Origin of the sequence: Acinetobacter sp. TR11, assembly GCF_027105035.1 — a bacterium.
Lineage (GTDB): Bacteria > Pseudomonadota > Gammaproteobacteria > Pseudomonadales > Moraxellaceae > Acinetobacter.
The window spans coordinates 74,336-87,917 of record NZ_CP114256.1 but is presented as its reverse complement, the minus strand read 5'-3'; the positions used below and the strand labels follow the sequence as shown (position 1 = coordinate 87,917).

Below are 13,582 nucleotides of genomic sequence, written 5' to 3'. Positions count from 1 at the left end.
ACAAGCTATGCTCTAAAAAGCATGTTGTGTGGATTTTTTTATGGCTAATTTTAAGAACACACAAAATCATGAACTCAAAATTCAAAAGTGGATTAAAGAAGGACGAGGACAGGGTTTTGGAAATAACTATAAGCCTTGGATTACAATTCGAGATGTGAGTTCAGAAGGTCGATCTCACCGAGTTTTTGGTCATAAAAGCCAAAGAACCCATCATCTTCTGTCTGATCTAGAACTTTCTGCTTTTTTATTACTGGAATGGCATTCCACTACTATCGATATTCGAGAACAATATCCCTTAGATCTCGAACAAACTCTAAAAATTGCGGAGACAATTGGAATCGCTCACCCTAGATTTGGGAAACACTATCAAATCATGACAAGCGATTTTTTAGTGGATACAAATAATTCAATATCTCCTAAATTTGCAATCCAAGTTAAATATTCAAATGCTCTCAATGACCCACGTACAATAGAAAAAATAGAAATCGAACGACAATATTGGAAACAGCAAAACATTCCTTTTTATATTTTTACTGAACACCAAGTTCCTAGAATTGTCAGCCAAAATATTCAATGGATGTACAGCTCAATAAATACTATGAAACTGAGTGAACAAGATACGTTAGATAAACTAAACTTTTATGCAGAAATTTTTAGTAAAAATAAGTCTAAAAAGATTAATGAATTAACGAGAATCATTGATCAAAAATATCATTTTGAAATAGGACAATCTTTAAGAGAAATCAGAGACTTACTTGCTCAGCGGTATTTCATATTTGATCTCAATATTTCATTTAAAGATCTAAGAACAGATCATATTCAATTGGGTCAACTTAATATTTGGAATGAGGTACTTCATGCTGAAAATCAATGAGGTATTAAGTTTTGAAAGTTCTTTATTTAGGATTCTATCTATCCTGCCTCACTCTGTGGTTTGGATTAATCTCGACGTTAAAAATGCTTTTCCCATCGAAATAACTAAAACAGAAATATTAAATGGTCTAGAAGATAGCAGTATCCAAAGAACAGTAGACCCACATGAGTCACTTGCCTTCTTTCAGCCCGAAAAAGGATCTACACAAGAAATAAAACGTGATCAAAATTACACTCTTATTTACCCTCTAATCTCTCATGAATTATTTTTCATTCCCACTCAAAGAGGAAAAATAATTCATGAAATCATGACTCAGCATGAAGTCACCAAACAAACTCTTTATCGCTTAGCTCGTAGATATTGGCAAAGAGGACAAACACCTAATGCATTACTTCCTGATTACAGAAATAGTGGAGCTAAAGGTCAAAAAAGAATTGCTAAAGACAAAAAACTAGGACGCCCTCGTATCTATAATAGTGAAGAACAAGGCATCAATGTTAATGAAGAAATTGAAAAGCTTTTCTATCGCACTATTAAATTATTCTTTTTAAAAGACAATAAACACTCGCTTCCATTTGTCTATCGAAAATTTCAAACCACTTATAAAAATCTCTATCCAGATACATCTGAAGCAGATATTCCGACTATATGGCAGTTTAAGTACTACTACGAAAAGGAATTTAAAAAAATTGAAAGTATTAAATATCGTATTAGTACTTCCAACTACCGTAAGGACTATCGACCTTTACAATCTACTTCTAGTTCTCAAGCATTGGGGCCTGGATCACGTTATGAAATTGATGCAACGATTGCTGATATTTATCTAGTTTCAAACTCAAATCCAGAAAGTATCGTTGGCAGACCTACTATTTATTTTGTAATTGATGTCTTCAGTAGATTAGTCGCTGGCTTTTATATTGGTTTTGAATCACCTTCATATTTAGCGGCAATACAAGCACTGAACACAGCAATGACTGATAAAGTTAACTATTGTGCTAAATATGGGATATCAATTCAGTCAGAAGATTGGCCAGCGATTGGTCTACCTGATGCCCTACTCGCAGACCGAGGAGAACTATTAGGCTATCAAATTGAAGCACTAGAAAAAACCTTCGCTTTGAGACTTGAAAATGCACCAGCTAGACGTGGTGATGCTAAAGGCATCGTAGAGCAAGCTTTCAATACATATCAAGCTTATTTCAAAAAAGAAGGTAAAGGAAAAGGTGTTGTTGAAGGTACTACAGTAAGAAAGGCTGGGGGGAGAGATTACCGTCAAGATGCAACATTAAATATTCATCAATTTACTGAAATCATTCTTGCCTGCATCATCTCACATAATCAATTTCATGTATTAAAGACATATGATCGTGAAGCTGATATGCCTAATGATTTACCAACCATTCCCATACATTTATGGAATTGGGGCATTCAAAATAGAACTGGAAAATTGCGAAGTGTTCCAGAAGAAGCTCTTAGAATCGCCTTATTACCACGCACCAAAATCACAATATCAGATTTAGGTATCAAAGCATTCGGTCTTTACTATCTAGCGAAAGAAATACTCGATCTTGGTTGGTTGCATCGAAAAACAGGAAATGCTCGTCCTCAAAATCTTGAGGCTGCATATGATCCTTATTTAATGAATAAAATTTATATTTTTCCACAGGATAATAGTCTTGAATATTGGACAGGGACTCTCTCCGCTCGATCTAGAGAATTCTTGGATTGTACTTTTTGGGAAATCAAAAAAAAACAAAAAGCCCAGAAAGAGAACCTTGTACAGCATGAATTAGAAGCATCAAAAAAACGAAGAGAACTTGAAGCTTTCATCAGTGAGAAACTTAAAACCAAAAATGTAAAAAGCCCAATTAAACCCTCTCAACGTATCGCTGAAATATCTACAAATAAAGCAAATGAAAAAAATAGGGAACGCAAAGCTCAGGTAAAACAGCAACAAATAGTAGATACAAATATTATTCCAATGCCTAAAGCCAAAACACCAAGCACTTCTCTTGAGGCTGAAGCTGTTCACTATCCTGATTTAACTGATGAATTATTTGATGAGGATGACTAAATGAGTTTGCCTTTAAATTTTATTCAAGCACGTTACACACCTAGTTTCGGTGAATATAAAGACAATCCATTTATTGAAGCTCTTCCACCAATCATGCAAGAAATTTCAGATATTAAAGCAAATCTGATTGGTAAAGTAGACTTTAATCCTCAAGATATTCTGAGATCTAAGAACGAAAGAATTCACCTTGCATCCCAACTTCTTCATCAATTTTTTCAACCAATTACTCGCCATATTTCATTAGAGCAAAAAATAGCAATATTAATTCGTCAAGGCTATGTAGGGCGCAATATTGCTGATGGGAAATTGCATCAACATTTGCAAAATGGTTATGAACGTATCATGTCAGGAGACATTAATGCCTTTCGTTTTGATGCCCCAAAATCTACAGCTTTAAGCTATTCACTTATCGGTTGTTCAGGCAGTGGTAAAAGCACAACGCTTCAGCGAATTCTGAACCTTTATCCTCAAGTGATTTATCATGAAAAATACAACTTTACACAGCTCGTTTATCTCAAAATAGACTGCCCTCATGATGGTTCACTGAAAAACCTCTGTTTGCATTTCTTTAAAGCGATTGATGTTGCATTAGGAACAGATTTTGAAAGAAAAGTGGCTTTAAAGAGATTAGGAATCGAAGCCCTTTTAAATTATATGCGTCAAATTACTAATACCTATGCTATTGGTGTACTCGTCATTGACGAAATCCAACATCTAAGTGTTAAAAATTCAGGTGGTGCTGAAAAAATGCTGAACTTCTTTGTCACCTTAATCAATGTTGTAGGTTTGCCAGTGGTTATGGTCGGCACACCTAAAGCTAAATTTATATTTGATGGTGACCTGCGTTCAGCACGTCGTGGGGCTGGTTTGGGGGCTGCTATTTGGGAACCTATGCAGAACAATCCCCCATTATCAAATACCGCAACTAAAACAGAATGGATGGCTTTCACCAATGCTCTTTGGAAGTACCAATGGCTAACCAATAAAGAGCTACTGAGTGATGAAATTCGAGACTGCTGGTATGAACTTTCTCAAGGAGTATTGGATATAGTCGTCAAACTTTTTGTTTTGGCTCAATGCCGAGCGATCATGACAGGACTAGAAAAAATTACAACTCGTTTGCTTAGAACCTATCCAATATTAATTTCATTCTTTTTTGGCAATTGGAAAAATAATTTGTTAAATTCTCCCCCATGAGAAAACCATATCCCAGCGACATTAGTCGAGAAGCCTTTAAAGAAATTGAACCGTTACTATTGAGCGGAAGAAAACAAACGCGTCCAAGAGTCGTTGATGTCTATGAAGTGTTTTGCGCCTTGCTCTATATTCTAAAAAGTGGATGTCAATGGAGTATGCTTCCTCGAGACTTTCCACCTAAAAGCACTGTGCATTATTACTTCTCGATTTGGAATAGAAAACCATCAGAAACTGAACCTAGCATACTTGAGCAGGCTTTAAAAAAATGTGGTTGGCGAGGCCCGTATCAACAATGGACGGAAAGAACAAACGAGCTTTATCATCATTGATTCACAAAGTGTAAAAAACACAGATACCGCACGTAATAAAGGCTATGACGCTGGTAAAAGAGTTTCAGGGATTAAAAGACATATCATTGTTGATACTCAAGGTCTGCCTCATGGAATATTTATTACGACAGCAGATAAAACAGATCGTCAAGGTGCATTAGATGCCATAACTTTACATAGAGACACCTTACAAAATGTAGAGGTTGTACTTGTTGATGGTGGTTATACAGGCGAACCCTTTTCTTTGGCTGTTAATGATTTAATCAGAGCGCGAGTTGAAGTTGCTAAACGAAGTGAATTACATAAATTTGCAGTCATACCACAACGCTGGGTTGTGGAAAGATCATTTGCTTGGTTAGAAAAATGTAGAAGGCTTTGGAAAAACTGTGAAAAGCACCTAAATACGAGCCTTCAGTTCATTAATTTAGCCTTTTTAAGGCTACTTTTGCATAGAAAATATTCTGGATAGGTTCTTAGACAAGTCTATGAGGATGAACTCAAATTTGTCCATCCAATGATAGAAGCACTCAAGTCAGGAGATCCTAATCGCATTGCACTTTATTCCGACTTAACTATTCCATATGTAGACAAAACATTACTTTTACTTCAGAAAAAAATAGAAGAAGAACAAGATAATGTTGAACAATACAATGGAAATGTACATGCACAAAGATTGCACAACCTACTTATTGCCACTGGATATCCAGAATCTAAAGTAATCGCTGTAATCAAAAAAGCCTTTGCCGACTTTCCTCATCTCAATATGCAAGAACTCATGCCTATCGTTTCGAATTGGCTAACTGAAGTTGAGGCGGACAAAGAAATTAAATCTGAAAAAATGAATCTCAAAAAAATAAAACAAAGTGAATGGATGAGCTTACCGTCAGATGATTTAAGGTTTAAATTTTCTCAAAAGCAAAAATCACAAAATTTTCATGACGTTCTTCAATCAAGCGATTTGATTTTTGATACTCAAATTTGGGTGCAATCAATGTAATAGTGGAATTGGCATGTTGAACTTTCCTACACCATATCCTAATGAGCTAATTTACAGCACGATAGCAAGAGCTGGAATTCACCATGCTATTACAAGTCCTAAGCAATTACTCGAAGAAGTATTTGCTAATCGTAAGGTCATTGCAACGATTGACTTACCTAGCCATCTAATATGCCTTTTAACGCATTTATCATCGAACTACACGCTTGAAAAGATTGTTTATGGACATACGCTTTTCCCAATCCACGCTATATTTTCTCCAGAAAATACACGTTTAAAATGCCTTCAATGGATGGGGAATCAATCAAAAGGTTCTATCCATTTAGCATTAGGGGTTGCTGCATCCAAAGTTAAGCAAATTTCAACGCATCGATATTGCAGCCTTTGCTTGAAAAACCAATATCGCCAATATGGAGAATTCTTTTGGTCAAGAGTTTGGTACATCCAAGGCGCAAATTGTTGTAGCAAACATAAAATTAAATTGTCAGAATTTTTACCACCACTCCATCTGAATGGACGACATCAATTTATTCCTGCAAGTTTTATCCTAGATCGGAAGCAACTTACCAATCCTGCTCATAAGTTAGATTTGATTATTAGTACACGTATTGAAGAGCTTTTACAGCTTCCTCCAATATCAGCACCAACATTTCATCAATGGAGTCAATTTTATCAGCGTATTGCAAAGCGATTAGGATTCGGCAAAGGTGCTAAACACATTGATCATACAAAAATTTATACTGCTATTATAAAAAAATGGGATTTAAATTGGTTACAACAACATCATCTGGATGGACTTCATGCTGAAACAAGCTGGCTCAGAGCTATTTTTAGAAAACATCATAAGTCATTCAGTTATCTTGAACATATTATTGTCTTAGAAACTTTCTATCCTAAAGGCTGGACATGGAAAGCCATTGTAAGCGAAATCCATCAGATTCCATCTAATCCTTCCAATACTGATACACAAATTCAAGGAACGGAATATAAAGACATATCGACACTCACAGAAAAACGTAATGAGTGGGTATCTTTGATCCAAAAATATGGAATAAAGCCCTCTAGACTCAAAAATGCCGCTTTATACGCATGGCTTTATCGTAATGATAAAACTTGGCTGCTAACGGAAAATAAAAAATTTCATGTTTTATCAACATTAGGCTTTAAAAAAGTTAACTGGCCTCTGAGGGACTGGCAACTGGTAAGACTGCTGTTCAAAGTATTCTATAAATCATTAGATGATTTGAGTTTGCCTAGACAATCAAGAAATTGGTATTTAAAACAGTTACCACAACACTCTACTGTAGAAAAAAACCTACACCGACTTCCTTTAACGAATAAATTTCTGGATATTTATTCAGAAGATATTAGCAGTTATCAAATCCGAAGAATTACTCGAACTATTATTCAATTTCAAATACTTAATCAGCATCAAGTTGGTTGGAAAATATTACGAAAGTCGGGATTAAGCGAAGAAAGATTTACCGATGAAACTCTTAAATTTCTAAATCAGATTAAAAGGATTAATCATGGCTAAAATAAGTCACATAGCTAAAGATATGAAAATAAAAAAGATTGGTGCTTTATTTAAAAAACATAATTCTACTACTTGGGCAATTAACTTAAGCCTAGAAAATGAAGATGGCCTGATCTCATCAGACTATACTAATTTTTCCAATGCAAAATTATTGAGGAAAAACAGTCATATCAATCCCACGCAAGAATACACTAAAGGTTACCATTTACGGTTTAAAATCACCTCAACTCAAGATTGGGTGTCCTCTACTTACAATTCAGATTTAACAAAAGGAAAATTTTTAGAACACCATTTCTTATTTGATGCTCTTCGAGTCGATCAATTTGGACAGCCAATGCCCGAAACAATCAAAGTTCGGCTTCCACAATTTGAACTTGCTAGATCGCTCTTTTTCTATACTCCATATCTTGCAAGATCAGCAGTTTTAGAAAATAGTCTAAGTATTGATTTTGATATTGTTTCAAACCCAGATCATTACTTCATCAACATTCTGCCTGCTTGTTCCTATCCTACCTCTCATTTCAACGATGCAGGTATACGAAGAATCCTATCCTGGATTCTACTTGATAGCGATATTCGACAATCTTTTGAAAGTATCAGCCAATTTTGCACCCAGTATGGCTATGATTTTGATCAATATCGTATCTGGAATTTTTGTTTTAACCCACCTCAACTTGATGGCGTAATCTTCGATACCTATGGTTATTACAGAGCTGAAACATCAGAGTTTTTCGTAAATGAAATTTCAGGTTTTCAAAAAATCTCAAGCCATATATCAAAAGAGGTTGAGTTCTATAGCGATAAATTCATAGAGTCAAAATCAGGTGGTAAAACTGAAAGCTCTTCAGGCACTAAAAATAATGGGAAAGAACCAACAATTAAAGATGACGAAGAAGGTAACAATGATGATGTGCAAATTATTGATGTAGTTCCTACTAGTTTTGAGTTTCTTGAAGCAATTGAGACAAGAAAAGCATCAAAAAAAACTCGACATAGAAATTACGGCACAAAAGATCAAGACCTACTATCTGCCAATGAATCATCTGACGTTAGTACTAACGAACCAGTATCTGAAGGCTCTGTCCCCTCTGCTGAATTTAACGGTGCAGAAGATGAGACTGAAGATCTTCATCTGTATCTTGATCGATTCTCTGCATTTCAACAAATGATTGATTTATTTTGCAAAAAAAACCCTATCAATAATTTTAGCTTTCAATTACACAAACTACCAAATATTCAAGGTCATTCCAAACATGTAAAAACTGATGGTAATCCTAGGTGTGTAGCCGAAGTTAGTTTTCAACTTAATAATCAAAATATTGTGATCTTAGAGGTTGATACTTCTGATAATAAGAAACCACTTTCAACACGTATTTTATCGCTTAAAAATACAAATCATTGGCATACTAATGATAGAGTAAAAGTACTAGAACTTGTAGTCACTCAATGTTTACGATGGCCTAAGGGCATTCTGAAAAGAATAAGCTTAAAGAGTAGTACTTTGAATCATCCACGGATGGATATCGATAAACAAGAAATCTCAGAAAATGAATTAGAAACCTGGCTTAATAGACTAAATAAATGCCTAGAAAATTAAATTTACGTAAATTTTCATATATTATGTAAAAACCAACAAATAAATTATTGTAAATTTGGGATTTAATCGTGACAAATAAACTTGAAAATACAACACCATCAGATGACATAAATAAAAAACAAACTACTCTAGTTGAAGACATAACAACCAAATTAAAAAATGGAGAAGTTTCTGAAGCAAAACTTTCTACTGATGAAAAAGTATTAGCTAGAGTTACCGATGGTATTTATCGTCAACCATCTTCGGCAATTCGTGAGTTAATTTCAAATGCCTACGATGCTGATGCTGAAACAGTTTATATAGAAACAGATGCCCCTAGATTTAACCATATGACTATCCGAGATGATGGGAATGGTATGTCTATAGAAGTTTTAGCAAATTTAATTTATCACATAGGTGGAAGTGCCAAAAGAAGTGCCAATCCTAGAAATACATCTCTTGGTATAACAAATGAAGATGACCCGACTTTAAGTCCTCAGAAAAAAAGGAAACTAATAGGTAAAATTGGAATTGGTTTATTTAGTGTTGCTCAACTTACCCGAACATTTACTATCGTGACAAAACAAGCTGGTACTGACTACTATCTTATTGCAGACATTGAACTTAATAATTATTCAGAACAAATTATTTCTTCAAAAGAAAAAAGAGGAGAAAGTTTCGATACGGGTGTAGTAAAAATTAAGACTGAGAAAACATCTAATACTAAGGCTCACGGTACTGATATTATTTTAAAAAATATAAAAAAAAGTGCTAAAGACCAACTTAAGAGTGTTGATCTCTGGCTTCAAGAATCTGTAGATGATGAAAGCGAAGTAATACAAAGAACCTTTCATATAGGATGTACAGATATCAATGATCATGAAAAGTTAGAAATTGAACCAAAGTTACCTTGGGCTAAACAAGATACTCCAAAGGAAAAATTTACTAAATTTTATAATTCTATGATTGAAAGGACGAATACTACAGTTACACCAAAATTAGAAGAAGACCTTGATAACTACTTAAATATGTTATGGGTCTTAGGTTTATCTGTTCCCGTAGATTATATTGAAAAGCATCCATTTTTATTAACTAATGATGAATACCCTCATGTTTTTCAATTAAGCAATAAAAAGGGTGGTAAATCAGAAAAAATTTTATTGAATAATAATACAACTATTAAAGATTTGTTTACCCTTAAAACTGAAACAAACTCTACTGGTTTCCAAGTTTTTATTGATGATGTTGAGTTGTTTAGACCTATTAAATTTACCCAACTACCCTCTACTCAAGCCATCGTAAAAGAACCTATTCTATTTATTGGCTCAGCAAAACCAGATTTAAGCAGATATGAACCAAATATTACTGGTGGAGAATTATCTTTTGATGCCTACATTCTATGGTGTCCAAAAGTAATTCCCAAAGAGCATAATGGCGTTATTCTCAGAATAAATAATGCTTCTGGTATTCTATTTGATACTACATTCATGAAATATCAAGTTTCAGAATATACTATTCGAGGGCAGTTAACAGCTGAAATTTTTCTAAATGAAGGTTTAGATTCAGCATTAAATATTGATAGAGAGTCCTTTAATATATCACATCCACACTATCAACTTATTATGCGTTGGCTTCACGATGCCTTAAGGCAAGTTATTAGTAAGTATAAAGAAATTAAAAGAGAAGAACGTCATAAAAATTCTGAAACTATTACTAATTTTCGTAGTCAATCATTATCAGATTTGGTCATTGATGCTGCTAAGAAACAAGGTAAAGAAATTGATGAAATTAGACCTGTTGAGTTTATTTCAAATAATGAAAGTAAAATTGATAGTTATGTAATAGATCAGAATGAATTTTCAAGATGGATTGGTGATGAAAGACCAAACCCACGCCAAGAAGTATTAAAGGAAAAAGTATCAGCTATTATTCAAGTTCTTGATTCTTTTGATTTGCTCGATGGTTTATCTGCTGACGATAGAAAAACCATATTTGAAATGATTTCTAAAGTTTTGAATGTAGATTGAGAGTAATGAAAATGAAATTTGATGATTTTGATACTACATTTGATGATTTTGGAACATCTGAAGTAATTACAAATAATGTCAGTGAAAAAAAACAATTCTTGCCATGGCATAAACCAAGAAAACAGTGGATTCGCCACAAACAATGGTGGAATCAAATTGAAGAACATATTGTAAGAAAATTAAAGCCTGGTATTGATACTATTAAATATTTTGGGTTACCAGGTAATGATTTATTGGATATTCGCTTCTTTCAGCAAAAATTACCATCGCTTCAGAAAAAGATTTGTTTATTTGGTTTAATTAATACTGAAACAGGTTGGTCATCTGCACAAACCCAACTTAGTAAAATTATGGATTTAGATGGAGTTGATAAAAGCTCTAAAGTTGAGCAACTTAACTTTGACTATCTTGAAAACACCTCATCTATTGCATTTGATAAATTGAATGAGTTTGGCTGCTTTGATGTAGTAAATTTGGATTTTTGTGAAAATGTCATCCCGAATGCTACTGAAAACCGTTTAAAAGCTTTGCACAACTTTATGGAGTATCAATTTCAAAAGATTTCCGAAGGTTGGGTGCTATTTATCACAACAAGATCATCAAAGGACACTACAAATTCGGCACTCTATGAAGAACTAGTTGCCTGTATTGATGAAAATTTAAGTGAAGAAATTTATTTCCAAGAGTTTATTAAAGCCTTTTCCAATATTCTCTTGAATAATAATTTGGTTGTTAGATCTGATTTAGAAAATCAAAAGCATATTAATATGCTCGTTGTTGGTTTAATGAGTTGGCTTATCAAAACTGCGCATAATAGGTATTTTAAAGTAAAATTGAGTAACGTGGTTCGGTACGACATTACAGGAGAAAACACTAATGATATGATGTCTATGTGTTTTGTCTTTACACGTGTCATGAACTTTCCGAATGCTAGTCCACCTCTTCCAACCAAAGTTGAACAAGCCAAGAATCCTTTAAACAAGCTAGCAAATATTAAAAATTTAGATGACATAATGATTGAAGGTGGCGTTGAATATTATGCTCAATTCGTTAAAGAACAAATCGATCTTTTAAAAGAGGCTGGTTATCACACTGATGATTATTTAAATCAAATATGTACTAATGACTTGGAGAAATTACAAACAACTGCTGAACACATCAATAGTATTATGGAAGGATTAGAACAACCTCAACCGCTAATATCAACTGACGTCATGAGTAGTGATAGTGCATAATATTCCTGGACTTCTTCAACCTTGTCCTTTACATTACTTATGTTTGGGTATGAAATAGAGTTATGCACTTTATAGATTTATTTGCAGGTTGTGGCGGGCTTTCTTTAGGACTTCTTCAGGCAGGTCTTACAGGTACTTTTGCTATAGAAAAAAATCCAGATGCATTTAAATCTTTAAAATTCAACTTGATTGATGGAACAAGTTCTAATCAATATCAGTGGAGTCAACAAGATCTACCTATTCAGCCTTATGACATACACAAGCTTATATTGGAAAAATCTCATCTTTTAGCGGAATTAGGCCGTACTAAATCTATTGATTTGATTGTTGGAGGTCCTCCTTGCCAAGGTTTCTCAACTGCTGGGCGTAGAGATCCCAATGACCCAAGAAGTAAATTAGTATACGACTATCTGAAAGTAGTTTCTTTAGTACGCCCCAAAATTATTTTGATGGAAAATGTTAAAGGCATAACATATAAAATCAAAGATCAACCCGCCACGGCTAATAGTATCAAAAGTAAATTAGCGGAATTAGGATATTTGCCAATAACATTCATTGAAGATTGCTCTGTCTGGGGGGTTCCTCAACATAGAATTCGATTTATATTATTTGGTATTAGCCTTGAAGAGATAATTGGAATTAATTTCTCTTTATCTCAAAAACAAATATTGGAATTTAGTCAGAAAATTACTCCTTTCTTTGAAGAGCGTTTTAATAACTTCGCTAAAGCATTTAAATCTATAAAAAATTTGCCAGAAAAAGTTTCTGCACAAGAGGCTATTGCGGACCTAAAAACTTTAAACAAGCATAATCGTGCTTATAAATTAAAAAATGTCACTGATATTTCAAGTGATAAGTTTCTACAAATTTCCAGCACACATTGTCCTGAAAATTTAAATAAAAGTTATATTGATTTAATGAGAAATGGACTTGCAGAAGATTTTTTACCAACAGGACTACGCTTGGCCAACCATACTACTATTATAAAAAATAAATTTAAAAGAATTTTAAACGATTTGAATAACCCTAAACTATCTGAAAAATATCAATTGCGAAGAATGCGAACTCTGCCAAAAGATTATGTATTAGATACTTTCAATACAAAAAAGCAAATTACTAAAGTTTTAGATCCATCGGAATGTGCTCCAACTATCACAACATTGCCAGATGATTTATTACATTATGACGAACCTCGTATCTTAACTGTACGAGAATGTGCTCGTTTACAATCATTTCCCGATTGGTTCGAATTTCATGGCCCTTATACAACTGGTGGAGAACGAAGAAAAGTAAGCTGCCCCAAATACACTCAAGTCGGCAATGCCATTCCTCCATTAATGGCAGAGGGTATCGGATTATTTTTATTAAATGAGTTTAATAATATTTGTAATGAACTAAAACTAGAACTACTTAATTATCAGAAAGAGATCTCTCTAACTCAAGGAATTAATTTAGAAGGTAAAATTTCTAAAGCACTTGCCAGTTCATAGATTTTTTCCAAAGTGGGATTAACCTCTCCTCTTTCAATCCGTCCAAGATAGCTTCGATCCATATTACATAGCAATGCCAATTGCTCTTGTGACATACTTTTTTCTTTTCTGTATTTGCGAACTAATTGCCCAAATTGAATAGTAAGTTCTGACATAAACATTCAAATGCTTAAAAAACAGAACTATCACTATTTGAGGACTATATATCCACGGATTATAATCCTCTTTTAATATTTTCTAGCTTTC

The 13,582-nt window shown here is 33.8% G+C and carries 10 protein-coding genes and 1 pseudogene; 10 read left to right on the top strand and 1 reads right to left on the bottom strand.

Annotated features, from left to right (window positions below; genetic code table 11):
• The first annotated feature begins 40 nt into the window (after positions 1-40).
• From O1450_RS00380 to O1450_RS00335, 10 genes and pseudogenes are all read left to right on the top strand, one after another.
• Positions 41-874: a heteromeric transposase endonuclease subunit TnsA gene (locus O1450_RS00380; RefSeq protein WP_002132325.1), complete on the top strand. Its 834-nt coding sequence runs from the start codon at positions 41-43 to the stop codon at positions 872-874.
• The gene (locus tag O1450_RS00375) at positions 858-2,948 is read left to right on the top strand and encodes a transposase (protein ID WP_269229294.1); all 2,091 of its coding nucleotides are present in this window, start codon (positions 858-860) and stop codon (positions 2,946-2,948) included. The genes O1450_RS00380 and O1450_RS00375 overlap by 17 nt, the downstream gene beginning before the upstream one ends.
• Positions 2,949-4,076: pseudogene (locus O1450_RS00370) on the top strand (ATP-binding protein); the annotation flags it as partial. It abuts the gene before it with no gap.
• Between the two features lie 65 nt (positions 4,077-4,141).
• Positions 4,142-4,943 (top strand): IS5 family transposase gene (locus O1450_RS00365; RefSeq protein WP_269228195.1). Its coding sequence is split into 2 segments (ribosomal slippage): positions 4,142-4,405 and positions 4,407-4,943, totalling 801 coding nucleotides; the frame shifts between segments, so codons are not numbered across the junction.
• Positions 4,944-4,988: 45 nt separating this feature from the next.
• Positions 4,989-5,471: a hypothetical protein gene (locus tag O1450_RS00360; RefSeq protein WP_269229292.1), complete on the top strand. Its 483-nt coding sequence runs from the start codon at positions 4,989-4,991 to the stop codon at positions 5,469-5,471.
• A 13-nt stretch (positions 5,472-5,484) separates the two neighbouring features.
• Positions 5,485-7,008 carry a TnsD family Tn7-like transposition protein gene (locus O1450_RS00355; RefSeq protein WP_269229291.1) on the top strand — a complete coding sequence of 508 codons (1,524 nt, stop codon included), beginning with the start codon at positions 5,485-5,487 and terminating at the stop codon, positions 7,006-7,008.
• Positions 7,001-8,605, top strand: a complete 1,605-nt coding sequence (locus O1450_RS00350) for a Tn7-like element transposition protein TnsE (protein ID WP_269229290.1) — start codon at positions 7,001-7,003, stop codon at positions 8,603-8,605. The genes O1450_RS00355 and O1450_RS00350 overlap by 8 nt, the downstream gene beginning before the upstream one ends.
• Positions 8,606-8,673: 68 nt before the next feature.
• Positions 8,674-10,611, top strand: a complete 1,938-nt coding sequence (locus tag O1450_RS00345) for an ATP-binding protein (RefSeq protein WP_269229289.1) — start codon at positions 8,674-8,676, stop codon at positions 10,609-10,611.
• 11 nt (positions 10,612-10,622) lie between these two features.
• Complete coding sequence (locus O1450_RS00340) at positions 10,623-11,846, top strand: PP_RS20740 family protein (protein WP_269229288.1); 1,224 nt, start codon at positions 10,623-10,625, stop codon at positions 11,844-11,846.
• A gap of 62 nt (positions 11,847-11,908) precedes the next feature.
• The gene (locus O1450_RS00335) at positions 11,909-13,336 is read left to right on the top strand and encodes a DNA cytosine methyltransferase (protein ID WP_269229287.1); all 1,428 of its coding nucleotides are present in this window, start codon (positions 11,909-11,911) and stop codon (positions 13,334-13,336) included.
• Here O1450_RS00335 and O1450_RS00330 read toward each other — a convergent pair.
• On the bottom strand, positions 13,285-13,497 hold the full coding sequence (locus tag O1450_RS00330; protein ID WP_269229286.1) for a helix-turn-helix domain-containing protein: 213 nt from the start codon (positions 13,495-13,497) through the stop codon (positions 13,285-13,287). The genes O1450_RS00335 and O1450_RS00330 overlap by 52 nt on opposite strands.
• Between the last annotated feature and the right edge of the window lie 85 nt (positions 13,498-13,582).